Genomic DNA, 20725 nt, shown 5'->3' with positions numbered 1-20725 from the left:
GATGCGCATAGGTACGCAAGCCTATCCATTTTTCATCTCTTTAGTAGTATGTATAGTAAAATGAGCTAATTTTTTTAAGTGAGTTTATAAAATAATTGCTGCATGTTGTCCTTTTGTTTGTATTTTCCCGTATTTATACATGCCACGATAAAAATTTTCTCTATCTAACATGCGTTTCACTTGTACTTTCGTAAACAACTTTCCTTTCTCTGTACGATAGCCTTCTGCATTCAGTCGTTCTGCCAATTGAGTCAGCGACCACTGCCTAAAAAAGTGTCGTAACTCAAATAGTCTACGTACAACCACTGCTTTTTCTGCATCTACTTCTAACACTTTTTGTCCTTTCTTGACTGTGTAACCAAACATCACACCGCCACCCGCATATCCACCTTGTTCCGCTTTCTTCTTTCTGCCTCTACTCAGCTTCAATGCAATCTCGAGACGTTGATATTGATCTAGTAGTTCTAACATGCCATTTACTAAAAAATCATTTGGGTCATGCGTGTATATACTATAATTGGGTTGTTCAATCGCTTTCACATCAACCTTATGTTTCTTTAGCTCTCGTTGTATTAACACTTTTGCCATATCAGAGCGCCATAACCGAGATGTATTTAGTACAATCACGTGGCTCACTTGTTGATACGCCAAATCTGACAATAGCTCTTGTAATCCTTCACGTTCAACTGTTAATCCATCTTCATCTACTGTCGCTCCGCTGATTCCTTTATCTTCGTATATGTGAAGCAGTTGTAGTTTATTTTCAGTGCAGTACCGTTCAATTTCTTCTACTTGATACGTTAAGCTATAACCTTCACGTACTTGTCCTTCTGTTGAAACTCGTACATAACCAACTACTTTCTCTTCCATATTGAGTCCTCTCCCGTTACAGCAATTACAATCCCTGTAACGTTTCCCCGTTTTTTGCGAATAACATGTGCATAACGTCCATCCGTTAAAACGTACTTTACGATGAATTCAAAAAGTAACACAACCCTTTATTTTTTCCTCTACTATCGTCGTACACTGTTCACGGCCACTACAGTCTATAAAACAACAATAAAAATTTAACACTTAATGCACTTATAAAATTATAATGCTCTTTTAAATTTCTACGCTAAAACGTAAAAAAGCACTCGTTGTCGTAGTTGACAATCAAGTGCTTTAAGTTCATTTGTTTTCTAAGTTTCATTGCGTTGCAACGAAAGTATGACATCTTTTGTGTCTCGTGGCAAATAGTACGTTAAAATTTACGAGCTTGTGTGCATTCGTTAGTTTTATATACATCCCATGCCATTGTACCCGTCATACATTAAAATGTCATCTCACCTAAGCTCGTGTGTCTTATTTTATCATGTTGATATATGGGAGTGTAAACGGTAGCTTATGATGGTATAACCATCATAGGGTCATTACTTCAAAATGACCTTTTCTTTTTCTGTACACTTCATATATGCTTTGCTTTTCAATTATCTTGAAACCCTATTACAATCCATTCATCTACAACATCCCAGAAATTCACATTATACTCAGGATTATCATTGGTAAACCATAATGTTGCTACCTCATCGGTACAGTTGTTTAAATCTATAGCAACATATCCTCCCATGCCATTTTCAAAAAAGCCATATGTTGTAGCCATATTAATTCCTAATGGTTCATCTAAATCATCAAGTATTCCCCACTCACAATCCTCAAAATGGGTTATGCGTTCCGCTGGTACAAGCCCCATAGCTCTACTCGGTAGATAATAAAACCCATTGTGCAACTTTTCATAAAATCCCTTAATGGATTGTGGAACGTTTGACCAATTTTGTTGCATTTCTGAAGTATAAACAGAGTTGGTTGGTATACCACCTTCGTAATAAAGAATTTCATCATTTTCACTTAGTACGCTGTATAGTACTGCATATTGTCCATTATCTACAATTAGTTCAAATTCTAACAAATTCTCTTTCAAGTATAATATTGTGTTACTCAATTCCTTTTCACACACACTATTCCATAAAGCTATTAATTTATCTTTCTTTCTAGTTTTATCTGTTTCTTTAAATATCTCTATCCATTTTCCAGGAATATTTTCCTTTTCAATATTGAGTAAGTCTTTGTTAGATACAAACTCGATACTTTTTCGGTATTGATTTAAAAAAGATATTTTATCCATCTGAAATCACTCCTTTTTATTTATCCTATTAAATTCATCTATCATCTCTTGTATCTTAATTTCTAGTTCTTTTTCTTTTAATATCATTTTCTCCCTAAATTCAGGATTTACTGGTATATTCTCTTTTTTATAAATATACCAATCTGCAAATGATTTTGAACCTTTAGATGTATTAGCAGCTTCACTAAGGCCTATAAAATTCTCAACAAAATTGGCAATTTCCTTCTGTTGATTGTAAGTTAATGTTTCAAAACCTTCCATACGAGCCATTCTTTCTAGAGAAACAATATGGTCTGCATGTAATTTTTTATCAATTATTTTTCCAGGCAAAGCAAAATCTTCAGTTCCAATAATATCATCAATATTTTTATTAACTTCTCTTTGTATTTTAGAAGATGGCGATGCTCTTCTTAATTTAGCATATGTCTGATCAGAAATTTTCCTTTCGCCGTACCTTGCACCTTTCGTATCGACTTCACCCGTACCCTTAACTCCCGAACCACCATTCCCCTTCGCAAGTTGATAAGCATCATCTTTAGCAGTTGCTCGCACTCTTGCAAAGTTTTCTGCTATTTCTCCAACAGTTGCATGTTCGATATGAGGAATTTTTATTCCCATTCCAGTGTCTGCTGACCTGATTGCTACGGGAACCTTCGTTTTTTCCATGTATGTAATGCATTCTTTAATGTCTCATTATCCTTTAACGATTGTACCACATTTTTCCCTATATTTGGATTGAAATCAGCGATTCCCTCTTTCCATTTTGTGAGCTTTGCCAGGGATCCGAGGTCAAGTGTTCCTTTGAATGCTTTTGTTGCTGAACCGAGTCCTGGGATAAGGTCAAGTGCTCCGAAGAAGCCAGCTTCTACTTGTTCTTCTTTGCTTAGTTTTCGGCGCGTTCCCCAATCCTCCCCTTCGATGGCACTTTTTACTTGGAGACCACCGTATATAACTGAAGCTGCGATTCCGAGTGGTGGACAGAAGATTGTCGTGATGATCAGTGCTCCGCTGATTGCTACATCACGCCATGCTTCTAATTTTTTCTGTTCGTCTTCTATAGAGGTATACTCAAATCCTCGCATAGATGGGATTAGTTGACGATATTCTTTGTAGTTTAGTTTCGCATCTGGATTTTGCTTTTTGACTTCTTTATACTGCGCACGAAGTACGTGATCAAAGGCCAGTGAGTCTTTGAAAATGTCATCTACTGTTATTTTTTCTTTTTTTGTCGTAATGGTTTGCGGAACCCCGTATGCATGGCTACTTGGTAATGTTGTTGTCGTTGTGGCACCAATTCGATTTTTTGTTTGAAAGTCTCGAATGGATATGTCTCTCATTTTTTGAGCAAATTCATCCATCTTTTTATAGAACGGTTCATCTATATGTTCATATACAACCTGTCCTGCTTTATCACAATAGTTTTGCAGCGTTGTATAATCCTCAAGTAATGTATTTATTTTCTTTTCTTGTTTTCTATGATAGAAATCAATACATCTATCTGAATCTAAGTCTTGTATTCTCTCTTGTATATCCTCTAAAAGTTCATCTGCTTGCCGTAAGTTCGGGATTGCATCTTTTGTAATCTCATTGATCCCATCTTTCATTTGTTGCCAATGCTTTGACTTATAATGCACATCCATCTCTTTTCCATCCCCTACTTCCGTATCCTGATTATTCAAGAACTTCTCATATTTTTTGTAATTCCTCGTCTTTTTTTATCATTTCTTCAAGTGTATAGTTCACAACGATTGTAGCTGGTCTATAGATATCAGCCATTTTCGCTATTTTATTGCTTCCCTTTTTTAATAGAAATGGAAATTTTCTAGATTACTCATGTTTTACCTCCTTTATTCATTTCGATGAAATAATTATTTTTCAATACTTTATGTATAATCTGTCTTATGGTTATTTTCAGAATTTTGAACATAAAAGTATCGTATGAATATTCTATCAAAAAATAGTTTCTCTTGGTCCTGAATATATTTTTTTATTGTTGCTTCATTCCATTCCACTGTACTCACATCATATCCTTCTATCCCAAAATGCCTATTTCCAAATTTATATTTTAAGTTTGCATGTTTATCAAATTCCTTTTAGATATCCCATAAAACTTAAAACAGATAGCTTGGGTGGGATACTCACCAACATATACACATGATCTAGCATCAAATGACCCTCTATAATTTCTACCCCTTTATATTTACATAACGTTCTTAAAAATTCTTCAACACTCTTTCTATATGGATTGTAAATTATTTTTCGTCTACACTTTGGAGTGAAGACTACATGGTACTTACATATCCATTTTGTGTGTGCAAACTATTCGCTTTATTAGCTAGCGAAAGATGCTCACTTTCCTTCCTTCTTACAAAGACTTGAGCACTCTCTATTATAAAACTGAAAGTGAGTTTTTTTATAACTTCTATTTTCCACCGCATAGCGGGGGATTTATGTTTCGCCTTTCTCAGGCTCAACTGACTCAAGTCGATAATATAAAAGAAGCTGCCTCTTTAGGAGACAGCTTCTTCCTTTTTTACCCATATACGAACAAAAAATACTTCGTTTGTTGCTTTTAATTGAGTTATTGTTTCCCACCTCAATATCCTAACCAGCAAGGTAAGAAAAACACTCAAATATCTTTCACTAAATTTCCCTCTTTATGTTGTTCAAGGTATTCTAAAAATTTCTTCTTATAAATATTTGTAGCACAACGGATTTTTCTAACATCATTTACTCTTTCCGAAAAGACAGCTATTTCATACGTAGCCAGGTTTAATTTTCTTTCTAAAGTATTTTCTGATACACCTGTAGTTTCTATAAATTTTTTCAAATAAATAACCTTACGGACAGTACCACTTCTAATAGTTTGAATAGTAATTTGTTTTTCTTCAAAAGAAAAACCTTTCTGTTTATTTTTTAGAAATTCCATTCCAAAGATGTATAGGCAAAGTAATACCCCATATTTCACTTGAAGATTTGTGAATAACCATAATACAAGCATAAGCAATCCAATCTTTATGACTTTAACTGCTGCTGGTTTTAAAAATGCAATAGTATGTACTTTCTCTATACATTTGGGCATTGAAAAATCAGGCAAATATTTTTTGAATAATGATGATACTTCACTACTTTGAATCGACGGGATAAGAACAATTTTCGATTTTCTAGAGCTATTTCCAATAAGTTGTAAATGTATTTTACTATATCCAAACAAACGATAGATCCATGGTTGAACAATTTCAACTGCTCTAATATCGTGTTTTGCAATAGATACCTCTTTTTTATCAATTAACCCATATGAAATATCAATACCAAATGTACTTCTTTGAACCTTGAAATTTTTATACGTAAAGAACGTAATGATTATTGATATACACCAAGCTATCATAATTATGATAAAAATAACCAAAATAAAAGATAGTATTGTTTTAACAGTTCCGCTTGAAAGCAAGAGTCCTTGAATATCATTCTTAAAGTCTTGACTTAAATTTATATGTATACTATCTTCTGTAAAATCAAAGGAAAACAAGTTTTCTTGTCCCTTATTTTTTTCTGGATTTTCTCCAAGTCCTAAATACTTAATTAGTTGTTGGGATGTAGTTAAGGTTAGTAGAATAGAACCCCAGAAGAGTTTAAAATTCGTTGTCGTTATTAATATATAATCTTTTAGCTTAAAGAAATTTGTATTTTGCGTTTCTTTTGCAACTTCGTTAATATGCCGGTTTAATATACTCTTTATGTAAGATAACTTTTTATTGGAAACAACTATTTGAATTGTGTCGCCACCAACTGTTTCTATATTAACATTGGATACGTTTAGTATTCTTTTCACAAACGTACGATCTATACTGATTGATTTAACCTTAGTATAATGTATATCGCTATATTCTTTACTCCATACCCCTTCTCTCACAGAAAGTATATCTTCATAAAAGATAAATACATTATTTTTCCAAATCAAAAATGATTTCAACAGGATATAGCTTACAAAAATTGCAAAACCGTAATAAGCGAACCTCTCCCATTTCCCATTAATCCCTAATGTAGCAATAAGTGTTGTAAGTAGCGGATATAGATGATCCTTAATTTTCGTAAAGTTAATATACAATAATTCGATAGGATGATTACGCATTCTCAATTTTTGGTGCATTCATATCCTCCTTTCCGTGAAGAAACTGCTGAACCTGTTGCATAATATCATCGGCTACTTCTTTGGAAATAAATCCAATAGTGTTGCAATCACCTGCGGTATACACTGTTAATTCATATAATTCAAACCACCTTGATATGTATGTTTGAGAAATGTTCATATGCTGAACGCGAAAGATAGGAATCCGGATTTCTTCATTGATCATTCCTTTTTTATAGATGCAAATATTTTCTTCTGTTATTTTATATAACTTATTTTTAAATAGAAGATAATTAAAAAAGATATTTTGAATATACAGCCCCACATTTGCGAAATATCCTACTAAACAAAGCTTTTGTACAAATTTATAATCCTTTAAAATGCACTGTACCACTACAATAAATGCGGTAAATATAAGAAACTTAATGGTATCTCCTATATTCCAAATCTTTATAGTACGTTTGTCTACTTTTTGCAACTCATTAATATTCACTCATAATTCCCTCCGAAACCTAAAATCAATAAATCACCAGAACTATATTATACAATTTTAAAACGAAAAGTTAATGCTGTTCTCTTATCTTTTATGTACCTACTCAGCCTATAGTTAAAAACACAAGACAAATAGAGGTAATCGCTACGAAGCGTTACCCCTAAGCTTGAGATGGGAAAACTCTAACTCTCCTGTTTCAATCCACTCTTTGGTACATTGAAAGATAGATTTCCCTTGTTTTTTGATCGTACTCATATAACTTCTAATTCGTAAAAAGTTGCGAGCACCATATTCACTTCGGAACGAACCGCTCATTGTTTGTCGTAATTTTACAGGGCGTATGTCTCGTTCCGCTTGATTGCCGTGTCTTTATATTCATCGCACAGTAAAATGTCATCTCGCCTAAGCTCGTACTTTATTTTCTATTCTATCATTGCACGTAATACTCTATAATGGTACAACCATCATGGAGTACTTACTTTTTAACAGCTTATTCATTCTTTTTCTTCACTTTTCTTATATGTCTTTAACTTTAATACCACATATTAAATCTTGTTATATTACTTACAAAGTCATTGTACCAAGTTTTATTGTAGTACCTCTAAAAACTCAGTAAAGTTATCTACTACTTTATAAAACACTGGTTCGAACTCTCCTGACTCTTCATGAGACCATACACACACCGATGGATTCTCTTTATTTTCTCTAAAATCCAAGCATACAAAATCCCCTGCAAATATATTAGCTATTGGTAATACCTCTGCACCTAATAAATCTTCATTATCAGTTAATCTTTCCTCTATCTGTGAAAATACAACATCAATATCATAGATTCCTTTAGGGTTATTTTCAATGTCATCCAGCATACATAAAAACCTTTCTATCGCATAACTGCGATTATCACATACAAATGTAGCTTCTTCAACTTCTGCACCATTATACATTTTAATAAAATCCAAAAATGAACCTGGTAGTTTTAATCTCCAAAAATTTCCATGTTTTTTATTAACTCTTCTGAAGGTAATGGTTTTACAATAGTATCCTGTTTTATTTTCATGTTTTTACCTCTTTTTTTAGTTAACTATCTAGGAGCATCGACCCACATTCCAGCCGACCTTCCACCATTGTGAATCGTAATATGGATCGAACTTTTTGGAACCACCAATACTTCGGTAGTACATGGCACCGATTTCCTTCCAATCAAACGCTCGTTTCTCACAGCTCATTTTATACAAAGCGATTAAAAATTTTAAAAATAGACATACTTTATGAAAAGACCAACGTTTTTCAGCTAAAATAGATACTTCTTGTTTTATTTTACATTCCAGATCATGTAAAACACGCCATAACTTTTCCGTATATTCATTTGTATACACTGGAAGCGTCTGTTTTTCTTCTATCCATTGCCGAAGCATCTCTTCCTCTTCCTTCTTCTCTAACTTTCGTTTCTTTTCAATATATAAAAATAATCCATATCCCATTCGATATATAATCGATTCAACCGTCTTCCCATCCTTTTTAAAACGAACTTCTTTTATTAAAATGCCGCGCTCTATATAGTCAACCATTTCATGTACAGTTAACCATTTTAAAACATCATTTTCCTTTTTCTTTACATTAGGGGAATAAAACATTTTCATAATATGAGTAGAAACATCCAACCCTTTCCCTTCACCGAGAAAAATTTCAGCTGTTTTGACAACTTTACGCGCAGTTTGTTTTATAATGGGGACAATAGTGATATTATGTTCTTTACGTATATATACATGATCTATCTTTTCTGCACTTTTCACAATATAAGATTGAAAAAATTGTAATTCATCCATGCTTCCACTTCCTTATGCCACATACTTCTTTTATTGTAGCATACGCGCAAACTTACAATATAACTTGCTCTATTTCAGCTTCTCTCTAAAATGTAAGTATTTAAACCGAGTCTCGGAAACATTCTCATATCGAAGCTGCATTCAATGGTGCAAAATACTCTTTCCTCTTTTTAAAACATTCCCTAAATACATTTCATAAGGAGTATCTCCAAAAAGCCAAAAACCATTCTTTTGACTCTTTATCTAATTCCTCGTTTATTTCTTTACCTTCTTCATCCAATTGCTTCAAGTTTGTATACTTCTACATTCTTATGCACATACTTTTTTTAGTGTGGTATATCCGAAAAGTCATAACAGATTCGCACTTTTTCAAAGATATCAATCGAGAGGAAATTTTAATTTAACCGAATTTTATAATTATTTATTAAAAACAAAATAATTATAAAAATTAATATATTACCGCTTTTTTAGCTAATTTTATTCAGAATTTGATTCTCTTATATTTTTTGAATATACTTTTCTTATAACTAGAAAAGGAAGTGCATTATATGATAGAAACCTTTAGTAGATTTCTTGGGATGACGAATAACATTCTATGGACATATATTCTTCTTGCAATGTTAATCGGACTTGGGCTTTATTTTTCTTTTAGATTAAAATTTGTACAAATTAGCCATTTTGGCGAAATGATACGATTAGTAAGTAATGGATTTAGCGGAAAAACAAAGAAAAAAGGTAGTATATCTGCATTCCAGGCATTTTGTTTAAGTGCAGCAGCTCGCATTGGAATCGGAAACTTAGCTGGTGTGGCACTCGCGATTTCAATGGGAGGACCTGGGGCCGTATTTTGGATGTGGTTCATCGCAATTATCGGCGCAGCTACAAGCTTTGTAGAATGTACGCTTGCACAAATTTATAAAGTAAAAGACGGAAGCAGGTTTCGCGGAGGTCCTGCTTATTACATGGAAAGAGGTTTAAAGAAGCGCTGGATGGGCGTTTGGTTCTCACTCCTCATTACCGTTACTTACGGCTTAATTTTCAACTCTGTACAAGCCAATACAGTCACATTAGCATTTAAAAATGCTTTCGGTGTGGAACGTTATGTAATAGGGATTATATTAGCTGTATTAGTTGCGATTATTATTTTTGGTGGTATTAAAAGTATTGCACGTATTTCTGAAACAATCGTTCCTCCAATGGCAATCGTTTATATCGGTGTTGCCGTTTTTGTTGTCATTAAAAATTACTATGTATTGCCAGATGTTTTCTCAGAAATATTTAAAGGTGCTTTTGGTTTAGAGCAAGCGATCGGCGGTGGTATCGGGGCCGCAATGAAGTATGGGATTCAGCGCGGTTTATTCGCGACGGAAGCTGGTATGGGAAGTTCTCCAAACGCTGCCGCAACATCAGATGTGTCACACCCTGCAAAACAAGGATTTATTCAAGCACTCGGCGTTTTTGTAGATACATTCTTAGTATGTACCTCAACGGCGTTTATCGTATTGTGCTCTGGGGCATATAAAGCAACAAACTTGGAAGGTATTGAATTAACTCAAAACGCATTAAGTTCACAAATTGGTCCATGGGCAAGCAGTTTCTTAGCCATTATTATTTTCTTATTTGCTTTTAGTTCATTACTAGGCAATTACTATTATGGTGAAACAAATATTGCGTTCATTAAAGAAAGTAAACTATGGTTACTGATTTATCGTATTGCAGTTGTTGGAATGATACTATTCGGGTCCGTCGCAACACTTCAAACAGTTTGGAATATGGCTGATTTATTTATGGGACTAATGGTATTTACAAATTTAATTGCGATTACACTTCTTAGCAAGTTTGTATATGCGACTTTAGCAGACTATATAAAACAAAGAAAAGCTGGAAAAGATCCAATTTTCCGTGCAAGTTCTATCCCTAACTTAAAAAACACAGAGTGTTGGGAGGATACTCATTTAGAGAAAGACAGACAGGCGGTATCGTAAGAACTTACCATATGAACGAATAGATTAATCAACTCTTATTTCCCAGGCTGTGGAGAATACTTTCTCCACAGCCTATTCTTCACTTCTACTACAAAAAATAGTAGCACAGACCATAACCATAATCTGTGCTACTAATCTTAGTATGGCTTTAATTTTTCTTCTTTTCCGTTCTGATGACCAATATGCGTGCCCGATCAGTAACGCTTTAATCTGCGGGGTTTTCTTGGTTATTCCTTGTTTCTTTCTGCATCCTAAGGCGTGAATCTGACTGTTCTAAGCATTCGTACCGTTTGAAGAGAACATATCATTATGAAGTCTAGTGGATTTTGATATATTCATTAATATTCCTACCGCAATTAAATTGGTTATGAAAGAACTTCCTCCGAAGCTGACAAAGGGTAGCGGTGTACCCGTAAGAGGAATAATTCCTGTAATCCCTCCCAAATTCACAATTGTCTGTATTCCAATCATACATCCAATTCCAATTGCTAACAAGCTCCCAAACAAATCTGGACACTTTTGAGAAATTCGCAAAGCGCGAATGACTAGTAGCAACAGTCCCATTAAAATGAGGAATACCCCTATAAAGCCAAGCTCTTCAGATATAATGGCCATTATAAAGTCTGTATGTGGCTCAGGTAAGAATCCACGTTTTTGGATACTATTACCGAATCCGCTTCCAATTATCCCCCCCGATCCAATTGCAATAAACGAATTAATGAGTTGATATCCACTTGTTTGTGGGTCATCAAATGGATTTAAAATCGTCGTGATTCGTTTCATTTGCACTTCAGATAAGCCATATTTAATAAAAGCGTATAGAATCGGCACTGTCAAAACAGATGTGAATAAAATTCTTTTTATTAAATATTTAATACTTATACCTGAACAGAAAAAAATAGAAAAGCTTGTTGCGACAATTAACAACGCTGAACCTAGATTAGGCTGTTTATATATTAAAAAAAAGATAACAGAGAGAAATAAAATGATTTTCCCAATTCCCTCCCAATACGGTTTTCCCAGTTCTTGACGAATCGCAAAAAAACGAGCCACTACAATAATCATACCCAATTTAGTAAATTCTGCAGGCTGTATTCCAAATATCCAAGATTGCGCATTATTTACAACTTTCCCCTTCCACAAAACTAAGCAAAGTAAAGTAATACTAAAAACTACGATACATACTGAAATAAACCTCTTTTTCCAAAACTTAAAAGGAATAAACATACATATAAACAAATATACTCCACCTATTAATAATTTGTGTAATTGCGACTGAAAAAAGTAATGACTGGGAAGTTCATAATGGGTAATTGCAACTATAGAACTAGCACTGTACAACATTATAATCCCTAATGTAGATACCAATACCAGTGGGAGTAGTAAAGCGTAGTCAATTTGCTTTACAAATTCCTTCATTGTCTCTACCTCCATTAATTTTTAATACCGTTAAAAATTACGAACCCCCTACCATTTTATTCAAATATTCAAATAAATCTTAGCAACTGTAAAGTAAATAATGAGTCCCGTCCCATCAACAAGTGTCGTTATGAAAGGACCCGAAATAACAGTAGCATCTAATTTTAATTTATTAAGAATTAATGGTAATACTGACGCTACAAAAGAAGACCATATTACAACAAAAAGTGCTGAAATAGCTACAACTTTTGCAATCTCTTGTCCCATACCAAGTGTATATGCTCGAATCAACGCAGCTCCTCCAAGTGTAAAACCAAGAAATATACCTACTAATATTTCTTTCTTCATAACATGGAAAATATCTTTAAATTTTATTTCTTCTACTTTTAGTGCACAGACAAGCGTCGTAACAACTTGAGTACCTGTATTCCCGCCAGTACCAATTAATAATGGAATGAAAAAGGAAAGAGCAACGACGTGTGCAATGACTTCTTCGTAATAGGATATAACAGTACTTGTATATGCCTCAGCTATGAATAGGACAAGTAACCACGGGATACGTTTCCAATAAATGCTCCAGATTGAACTATTCAAGTAAGGCTGATGAGATGACTGGTAGTAATCTAACTTGTAAGTATTTTCGATATGATGATTCTCAGTAGAGTATATTGCTCCATTAAGAGCTACGCTTCCAATTAAACGATGATCCTTAGTAACTACAGGCAGCTCTGATACATTCATGCTTGTTAACCGCTTTAATATAGATTGCGAATCTTCATCTATTTGTGCAGTAACTACTTTTCGAATCATTATATCCGAAACTAGCACATCATCATCTGCTGATAACAATTTATGAATAGAAACAACTCCGTTAAGATACCCATAATTATCAACTATGTATATATTCGAAAAATATTTTATGTCTGTAGCAGTTTTTCTAATATGAGAAAAAGCTCTTTTCACTGACCACGCTTCTCTAATTGATATATAGTCGTTTTCTAATAGTCCTCTCATATTATTGGCATTCAAACTTATTAAATTATGGATATCTTTTTTTACATTGCCATCTAGATAATGCATCATTTCCTTTCGTTGTGTTGAATGGATGGCTAATAAAAAATCGATTAGGTCACGATTAGGTTTTGTATTCATTATAATTTTCGTTTTAAATTTAGGTAGATTTATTAAAATACTATATTGCTGATCAGGAATCAAGTATTTCATAATTTGAATGCTTTCATTCACCGGAAAAATATCCATTAATTCGACTTGTTTACTAAGCGGAAATCTTTCTATCTCTTTAGCAATTTCACATGATTGATACTGCATAATTTCTTCTATTAAAGAAGTGTTCTTACTTATAAGTAATTGTTCTAAACGTTCTTTCACAATATCCCTCCCTGCTAAACAAGAAAATTGAAAATTCACTTGTTTGTTAAGTTATTCACTGCAATATAAAGATAAAAGAAACATAACAGCATCATTTCGCTCATATTCCATGAAAAAAATTTCTTGTATCATACTTAAATCGAATTGTTCTACTAGACTTGATGAAATCATTTCATTCGGTAGCAAACTTACATTCTCGACTTTTGTGTTTTTACATATTTTTCTATATGTTTACCCCGAATTAAAGCGATCGTTACACGAACCATATTTGTCTATTGGACAATCTAATAAAGGGTAGGTCTTGTAGAAATGGATTTCTTCATCTACACTTACAAATAATGACTGAATTCAAGTCCTGTTTGAAATTCATAATTTTGCCTCTTTCATAAATAACAGAAGAAACATTTAAAAAACCCATCACTTCCTCTTTCTTCAATATCTCTATTCATATAGGAATCATTTTTTTACAGAGAGTTAAAGATAAATTTACTATTTAAAAATATTTATACCTACCCTAAAATCATATCAATTCCCGTACAAATACATGATACTAAATAAATAACTTATATTTACATAATATTTTCCTTTTGTTAAAGGGAGTTTTCTTCCTTTCCTTTTTTGATTCTATATAAAAATATAGACTTGAACGTTTGAACAGAGCATTACAGCAAGAGAAAAGACGTAAGACAGATTTGGAGATTCTGCTTATTCAAAGAAAAGAAATATGTAATATGCGAACGAATCTCCATTCAATTTAGATCAAAATGAAATCCCATATTACACAAGGTATATCTCAAAAAGATGATAAACTCGAGTTTATATACGTGTGTAAAGCGGGATATGCAAGGAGCTACCTACAAAAAAATATAGAAAAAATCTTCATAATAAAAAAGTGAAAGTTTCCTCGACTTCATCGAGGAAACTTTCACTTTTTAAACGATAAGGACTTTTTCAGTAATTTCTTTTTTTAACGATAAGCAGAAACGTTATGTCCTTTTGCTTCGTAATAGTCTAGGATACCAGCGTAGATTGCTTCAGCAGCACGCTGTCTCCATTCTGGTGAAGATAGTTTCTCACCTTCTATTTGATTGTCTACAAATCCTAGTTCTGTTAATACAGCTGGCATTGTATTTTCACGAACTACGTATAGATCCCCTTCTTTAACTCCTCTGTCGCGTGTTCCCAGTGCACTTACAAGACGACTTTGGATTTTTTCGGCTAGTAAACGACTCTCATCTACATATGGATTTGTTGCACGTGTTGCTGATCTGTAGTAGTAAGTTTCTGTGCCGTGAGCCGTTCCGTCAAAACCGTTACCGTGAATACTTACAAAGATATCTCCATTATTTTGTTGTGCAAATTCCACTCGTTTTCTCAGAGAATCTTTTGCATCTGTTCCTGGTCGTACATCTGTATCATGTGTTAGCAATACAGTAAATGGCGTTTTTTGTTCAAATAATTTCTGTACACGTAGCGCTGTATCTAATACAATTTTACTTTCGTCCATATTTACGCCTGTATGACCTGGATCAATAATAATCGCCTTTCCTTCCAAGAAGTTATCTTGCTTTGGCGGATTTAATTGATTTTTATCAACCCATTGAAAACCAGAGCTTGTCCGAATGCGAATCCAGCTTCCGCTTTCTTCTATAACTGTTACTGTTTGCGGTGCATATGTACCTAGTATTTTCGATGAATGTGATGCTTCTTGATATGTAGTAAACGCGCTATGAATTGTTTCTTTCTTTTCCTGTAATGGTGTCCATTTATCGCCTTTATCCGTTACAATTTTCAGCCAACCATCTTCTCGCTCTTCTTTTACCACAATCATTTGCGGTGCATGCTGATTTGATGTAATCCCTGATGATAAGGATGGCTGATGATATGTAATGAAATATCTGTTCATGTACATTCTTTTTGATGTATCTGCTTTTTGCATATCCGTTTGTGCGATAAATTGCGCTGCTTCTGCGCGCGTCACAATACCATTTGGTTTCCATCCATCACCAGTACCCTTTGAAATCCCTAATGCAACTAATATATTCGCTTGTTTCTCACCCCAATGCCCTTTTAAATCAGCAAATTGCGTTGGTAAATTACCAATAATTCTATTATTTAGCTTATAAGCTTCAACAAGCATAGATGCCATGGAAGCACGATCAATGTTTTTTGATGGGTTAAAGTGACCGCTCCCATCTCCTTTAATGACACCAGCTTTTTCAACCGCCGCAATATATGGAGCTGCCCAATGATGTTTAGCATCTTGGAATGAAGGTTTTGCTTCTTTATTAATCTGTAAGCCTAGTACCATAGCTATTAACTTTGCAGCTGAACCACGGTCAATTTCTTCTGATGGTGAAAAGGTTCCATCTGGTTTTCCATCAAGTGCATGTTTCTCCACTAAATAGTTAACTGATTGTTGTGCCCAGCTTGGTACATCTGGAAATGTTTTTCCTGCTGCTGAGGTGCTTAATGGATAAGTGAATAAGTTAGCTGCCAAAATTCCAGCTGCGATTACTCCGTATTTCATTCGCTAGTTTCTCCTCTCAAATCTTCTCATTCTCAAAATCTCATTTATTAAAATAGTACCTAATTTAGTGTATTCCATTTATTAATTTGAGTAAATATGAATAACATTAATTAATATTTAAATATTAATTACAGAAACGTATCATTTAGATATAAAAATATAAAATTACCTTTTCACTATAAAAAAGAGAGTGTGTCTATCACTCATAGACACACTCTCTTTTTCTATCAAACTTGTATATTAACGATAAGCTGACACATCGTTACCCTTCCACTCATAATAATCTAAAATACCAGCATAAATTGCTTCAGCAGCACGTTGTCTCCACTCTGGCTGAGCTAGTTTTTCACCCTCGATCTTGTTATCAACAAATGCTAGTTCTGTTAATACAGCCGGCATTGTATTTTCACGGGTCACGTATAAGTCTTTGTGTTGTACACCTCGATCGCGTGTTCCAAGTGCCGCAACAAGGCGTTTTTGAATTTTTTGAGCTAACATGTAGCTTTCATCTACATGTGGGTTTGTTCTTTTTGTTTTAGAGTTATAATAAAATGTCTCTGTTCCATTAGCTTGTCCGTTATATGCATTACCATGAATACTTACAAAGATATCGGCTTTATTTCTTTGTGCAAATTCTACCCGTTTTTTTAGGGAATCCGCTGCACTGCTTCCTGGTCTCGCATCTCCTTCACGTGTTAACAAAACAGTAAATGGTGTTTTCTTCTCAAACAGTGCCTTTACTCGTTTCGATGTATCCAACACAATTTTACTTTCTTCCATATATAAACTGTCTTTCCCTGGATCCGGATCACCGTGACCTGGATCAATGATAATTGCTTTCCCTTCTAGGAAGTTTGCTTGTTTTGGAGGATTTAATTGCTTTTTATCTAACCATTGAAAACCAGCATTTGTACGAATGCGAATCCAGTCTCCACTTTCCTCCATAATTGTTACAGTTTGTGGGCCGTATTTCCCTAATATCGTAGATTTGTGAGATGCTTCTTGATACGTAGTAAATGATTCACCGATATACTCTGTTTTCTCATGTAATGGCGTCCATTTATCACCTGTACTTGTTACAATCTTCATCCAGCCGTCTTTTCGCTGTTCTTTTACTTCAATAATTTGTGGTTTATGTTGATTAGATGTAATACCAGATGAAAGGGATGGCTGATGATACGTGATAAATGGTCTATCCATATACATTCTTTTAGATGTATCTTCTTTTCTCATATCTGTTTTCGCAATAAATTGAACTGCTTCAGCTCGTGTTACTTGACCTTCTGGGTCCCAAACATTTCCTTTTCCTTTAGAAATCTCTAAAGCCGCTAGAATGTTCACATTTTTTCTGCCCCAGTGATCTTTTATGTCATCAAATTGATTTGGGATTTCTCCAATAACTTTCCCTTCTAAAGCATAAGCTTTAACAAGCATCGTCGCCATGGAAGCTCGATTGATTTTACCTGTTGGATTGAATTTCCCATTCCCTTCCCCAACAATAATCCCAGCTTTTTCTACTGCTGCAATATAGGGAGCTGCCCAATGATTTTGCGCATCTGTAAACGATGGTTTTGCCTCTTTGTTCACATCTAATCCAAGAACACTCGCTAATAATTTAGCTGCCGATCCACGGTCAATCTCTTCAATCGGTGCAAACGTCCCATCTGGCTTTCCATCCAGTACATTCTTTGCAACTAAATAGTTCACTGAATCTTGTGCCCATGTCGGCACGTCTGGAAAGCTTTTTCCCGCAGCCAAACTGCTTGTTGGACAAGATAATACCGCAGCTGTCAGAATGCCCGCAACAACTTTTCTGTAATTCATAAGTCAATCCTTCTCCCCTCAAAATCTCTCATTTTCATTGTAAAATATTCGTTCTACTAATCACCCAAAATATGTCAACTATAATAGTTTACATTATTAAAATATTATAGTAAACATATTTTTAAAATATACTCCTTGGAAACATCAAAAAAAGTGAGTAGTACTGAAATACCACTCACCTTTTTCAACGATTGATTACTCTCCTACCATCGGTGATAACACATAGGCATAAACAAGCGCTTCTGTATGTGCAATTGAGCTTTCATGTGTACGTTCAAACGCATGAGATGAATCAATTCCGGCTCCAATTAACGCATGTTTTATATCGAATCCAGCTCGAATCGCTGCTGAAGCATCTGAGCCGTAATATGGATAAATATCTACTTTATATTCAATCTTGTTTTCTTTTGCAAGTTCTACTAGATGCTTGCGTAAGCCATAATGATACGGACCGCTAGAATCTTTCGCACAAATGGATACCGTATATTCATCTGAAGCTTGTCCATCTCCTAACGCTCCCATATCGACTGCTAAATATTCTACCGTTTCTTCTGGAATATTAGAATTTCCTCCATAACCAATTTCTTCATTATTAGAAATTAAGAAATGCGTTGTATATGGTAATATCACCTTTTCTTCTTGTAATCGTTTTATAAGTTGTAATAGAATCCCGACACTTACTTTATCATCTAAATGACGCGACTTTATGTATCCACTTTCTGTAATTTGCACGCGCGGATCAAATGAAACAAAATTTCCTACTTCAATTCCTAATGCACGCACCTCATCCGCTGAAGATACTCGTTCATCAATGCGGACTTCAATATTTTTCTCATCACGTTTCGCTTCTCCTGCATCCTTATATACATGAACCGATGTTTGGTGCATTAAAATTGTCCCGGTATACGTTTTTCCGCTCGATGTTTCAATCTCACAATATTCTCCTTCCACCGAATTCCAGCGAAATCCACCAATCATCGATAAACGAAGGCGGCCATCCGCTTTAATCTCTTTTACCATCGCCCCTAACGTATCGACATGCGCTGTTACTAAACGGTGCCGCAACTCATTCTTTCCTTTTAGCGTCAGAATAAGAGCTCCCTTATGATTTCGTTTCGTCTCTACATTCCATTCCTTCACATAGTTTTCAATAAAGCTTATAATTTTCCCTGTATTTCCAGATGGACTTGGAATTGAAACGAGCTGCTTGATCAGCTCCATCGTTTCTTTTGTTTGATGTGCCACTGTCATTCCTCCTCTTTTTTTCCTAATATTCAGTATACCGAAATACTCATAAAACCTCTACTCATCTTCTATATATCTTGTTTCGAATTCTACAATTATCGTAAAATATAACAGTCAAATGAAAAAAGAGGAAACCCTGTGAAATTTACAAAAAAACATGAAGAAATACTTTTAATTTGGATATTATCATCTTTATTATGCCTGCATATCGGTACTTCTATCGCCATTTCTGTAGGATGGATATTCACCGCAGTCCTTTTCATGATGAGTCTCTACATAGGAAACAAACATATTAAAAAAAGCACAGCCATTCCTAAAAGCTGTGCTTTTTCTATTACACTATTCCTCAGAAACATCAAGAAGGTAGATTCCTTTTTCGAATCCTCCGCGCTCCGTTTCTTTTTGTTTCCGAATGCGTTCGATGTCTTGGAACGTTGCCCCTTCTGCACGCGCTAATGCAATGATAACCTCTAATGCATCAGCAAGTGAATCAAGCGCATGTTCCCGCTCCTTCATCGAAGCAAATTCACGAAGTTCTTCCGTTCCAATTTTCGCTAATGCTTGTATGTAGGCTTGCCCTGTTAATGTTTGTGCTGTATATGTTTTTCCAGACATTAAAATCTTTTCTGGAACACGATCTCTTACTAACTTATTATATGTTGCCATCGTCTCTTTGCCTTCCTCTCATTCCTTACAATCTTTTGAACTATGCAATATAACATACATAACGATGAAAAGCGTAATCACCATTATACTTTTTCTTTTATTTTTTCATCTATTTCTCCTAAAAAAGTGCTAACACAATTATACTAAAATGTGCTAGCACTTTCTTCCTTTTTATTCTCCTTTAAAGATTGGGGAACGCTTTTCTAAAAACGCAGCAATTCCCTCTTTATGATCGGCTGTTTTTCTCATTGCATATTGTCCACGCTTTTCAAGTGTTAGTGTTCGTTCCAGACTTGAGCGATTGAATTCACATAAAATTTGTTTCGTTTGAATCATTGCTTGAATTGGCTTTTGCAACCACTCATTGATTTTTTGTTTTACAGCCCCTTGGAAGTTTTCCCCGATTACTTCATCAATTAAACCGAGATCTAACGCTTCCGTTGCCGATAGTTTTTTCCCTTCCCAAATGATTTGCTTGGCCACATTTTCACCAAGTCGTTTTTGTAAGAAGAAATGTCCTCCGCCATCTGGAATCAGCGCAATTCCAATGAAATTCATCGCAATAATAGATGAAATATCTGCTAGCACATAATCCGCTGTTAACGCAATGCTTAGTCCAAGGCCTGCCGTTGGACCATGAATTGCACTAATCACAAGCTTTGGCATTGTATATAACGTAATAACAATTTCCGAAATCGTATTCATAATGTCGTCAAATTTACTTTCATCGTTGCTAGAAAGCATGGATTTAATATCCCCACCTGCAGAAAAACCACGGCCATTTCCGCATAATACGACAATGTGAGCAGGACTTTCTGCCACTTCTTTCAGTTTTTTTCGTAATTCTCTTAAGGTAGGCTCATCTAACGCATTTAATACTTCAGGACGATTGACCATCACTGTTGCAACACGTCCTTCATATTTCACAACAACAGATTCTGCTTTGCTTTTTACTTCCATTATATACCCCTCTCTCTTGTCCAATGATTATACTTCTATACTTATAGAAAAGAGCTACAAAACCCTTCTTTTTCCCTAATTTTCTGTCTAATAAA

Annotated in this window: 13 protein-coding genes and 3 pseudogenes; 1 reads left to right on the top strand and 15 read right to left on the bottom strand. The window is 34.6% G+C overall.

Going from position 1 to position 20725, the window contains the following annotated elements:
- Positions 1-84: 84 nt before the first annotated feature.
- The 8 genes and pseudogenes from BCER98_RS04160 to BCER98_RS04120 form a co-directional block, all read right to left on the bottom strand.
- On the bottom strand, positions 85-870 hold the full coding sequence (locus tag BCER98_RS04160; RefSeq protein WP_011983838.1) for a recombinase family protein: 786 nt from the start codon (positions 868-870) through the stop codon (positions 85-87).
- Positions 871-1465: 595 nt separating this feature from the next.
- Positions 1466-2164 carry a hypothetical protein gene (locus tag BCER98_RS04155; RefSeq protein ID WP_011983836.1) on the bottom strand — a complete coding sequence of 233 codons (699 nt, stop codon included), beginning with the start codon at positions 2162-2164 and terminating at the stop codon, positions 1466-1468.
- Positions 2165-2170: 6 nt separating this feature from the next.
- Positions 2171-3804, bottom strand: a pseudogene (locus BCER98_RS04145) (hypothetical protein).
- Between the two features lie 243 nt (positions 3805-4047).
- Positions 4048-4465, bottom strand: a pseudogene (gene tnpA / locus BCER98_RS20600) (IS200/IS605 family transposase).
- Positions 4466-4793: 328 nt separating this feature from the next.
- Positions 4794-6314, bottom strand: a complete 1521-nt coding sequence (locus BCER98_RS04135; protein WP_011983833.1) for a PH domain-containing protein — start codon at positions 6312-6314, stop codon at positions 4794-4796.
- Positions 6289-6786, bottom strand: coding sequence for a PH domain-containing protein (locus tag BCER98_RS04130; protein WP_011983832.1), 498 nt, complete (start codon positions 6784-6786; stop codon positions 6289-6291). Before BCER98_RS04130 ends, BCER98_RS04135 begins: the two co-directional genes overlap by 26 nt.
- Before the next feature lie 587 nt (positions 6787-7373).
- A pseudogene (locus tag BCER98_RS04125) lies at positions 7374-7843 on the bottom strand (SMI1/KNR4 family protein).
- Positions 7844-7871: 28 nt separating this feature from the next.
- Positions 7872-8612: a hypothetical protein gene (locus BCER98_RS04120; protein ID WP_011983830.1), complete on the bottom strand. Its 741-nt coding sequence runs from the start codon at positions 8610-8612 to the stop codon at positions 7872-7874.
- 548 nt (positions 8613-9160) lie between these two features.
- Between BCER98_RS04120 and BCER98_RS04115 the strand changes: the two genes are divergently transcribed.
- Positions 9161-10597: an alanine/glycine:cation symporter family protein gene (locus tag BCER98_RS04115; RefSeq protein WP_011983829.1), complete on the top strand. Its 1437-nt coding sequence runs from the start codon at positions 9161-9163 to the stop codon at positions 10595-10597.
- Between the two features lie 273 nt (positions 10598-10870).
- On the opposite strand, the gene BCER98_RS04110 is transcribed toward BCER98_RS04115, so the two are convergent.
- The 7 genes from BCER98_RS04110 to BCER98_RS04080 form a co-directional block, all read right to left on the bottom strand.
- Positions 10871-12016 (bottom strand): FtsW/RodA/SpoVE family cell cycle protein, encoded by a 1146-nt coding sequence (locus tag BCER98_RS04110; protein WP_011983828.1) that lies wholly within the window; start codon positions 12014-12016, stop codon positions 10871-10873.
- 60 nt (positions 12017-12076) lie between these two features.
- Positions 12077-13405, bottom strand: a complete 1329-nt coding sequence (gene mgtE, locus BCER98_RS04105) for a magnesium transporter (protein WP_011983827.1) — start codon at positions 13403-13405, stop codon at positions 12077-12079.
- A gap of 967 nt (positions 13406-14372) precedes the next feature.
- Positions 14373-15935 (bottom strand): N-acetylmuramoyl-L-alanine amidase, encoded by a 1563-nt coding sequence (locus tag BCER98_RS04100; protein ID WP_011983826.1) that lies wholly within the window; start codon positions 15933-15935, stop codon positions 14373-14375.
- Between the two features lie 240 nt (positions 15936-16175).
- Positions 16176-17759 (bottom strand): N-acetylmuramoyl-L-alanine amidase, encoded by a 1584-nt coding sequence (locus tag BCER98_RS04095; RefSeq protein WP_011983825.1) that lies wholly within the window; start codon positions 17757-17759, stop codon positions 16176-16178.
- A gap of 195 nt (positions 17760-17954) precedes the next feature.
- Complete coding sequence (locus BCER98_RS04090) at positions 17955-19004, bottom strand: M42 family metallopeptidase (RefSeq protein WP_011983824.1); 1050 nt, start codon at positions 19002-19004, stop codon at positions 17955-17957.
- Between the two features lie 339 nt (positions 19005-19343).
- Entirely contained in the window at positions 19344-19670 is a 327-nt protein-coding gene (locus tag BCER98_RS04085) for a nucleoside triphosphate pyrophosphohydrolase (protein ID WP_011983823.1), read from the bottom strand.
- A gap of 171 nt (positions 19671-19841) precedes the next feature.
- The gene (locus tag BCER98_RS04080) at positions 19842-20630 is read right to left on the bottom strand and encodes an enoyl-CoA hydratase (RefSeq protein WP_011983822.1); all 789 of its coding nucleotides are present in this window, start codon (positions 20628-20630) and stop codon (positions 19842-19844) included.
- Positions 20631-20725 lie beyond the last annotated feature (95 nt).

Origin of the sequence: Bacillus cytotoxicus NVH 391-98 (assembly GCF_000017425.1) — a bacterium.
Taxonomy (GTDB): domain Bacteria; phylum Bacillota; class Bacilli; order Bacillales; family Bacillaceae_G; genus Bacillus_A; species Bacillus_A cytotoxicus.
Note: the sequence above shows the minus strand (reverse complement) of the source record. Positions and strands in the feature narration are given on the sequence as shown.

Excerpts from the sequence above, each read along its gene's own strand:
- BCER98_RS04160 (WP_011983838.1), bottom strand. The coding sequence starts at position 870 with ATGGAAGAGAAAGTAGTTGGTTATGTACGAGTTTCAACAGAAGGACAA.
- BCER98_RS04155 (WP_011983836.1), bottom strand. The coding sequence starts at position 2,164 with ATGGATAAAATATCTTTTTTAAATCAATACCGAAAAAGTATCGAGTTT.
- BCER98_RS04135 (WP_011983833.1), bottom strand. The coding sequence starts at position 6,314 with ATGCACCAAAAATTGAGAATGCGTAATCATCCTATCGAATTATTGTAT.
- BCER98_RS04120 (WP_011983830.1), bottom strand. The coding sequence starts at position 8,612 with ATGGATGAATTACAATTTTTTCAATCTTATATTGTGAAAAGTGCAGAA.
- BCER98_RS04115 (WP_011983829.1), top strand. The coding sequence starts at position 9,161 with ATGATAGAAACCTTTAGTAGATTTCTTGGGATGACGAATAACATTCTA.
- BCER98_RS04110 (WP_011983828.1), bottom strand. The coding sequence starts at position 12,016 with ATGAAGGAATTTGTAAAGCAAATTGACTACGCTTTACTACTCCCACTG.
- BCER98_RS04100 (WP_011983826.1), bottom strand. The coding sequence starts at position 15,935 with ATGAAATACGGAGTAATCGCAGCTGGAATTTTGGCAGCTAACTTATTC.
- BCER98_RS04095 (WP_011983825.1), bottom strand. The coding sequence starts at position 17,759 with ATGAATTACAGAAAAGTTGTTGCGGGCATTCTGACAGCTGCGGTATTA.
- BCER98_RS04085 (WP_011983823.1), bottom strand. The coding sequence starts at position 19,670 with ATGGCAACATATAATAAGTTAGTAAGAGATCGTGTTCCAGAAAAGATT.
- BCER98_RS04080 (WP_011983822.1), bottom strand. The coding sequence starts at position 20,630 with ATGGAAGTAAAAAGCAAAGCAGAATCTGTTGTTGTGAAATATGAAGGA.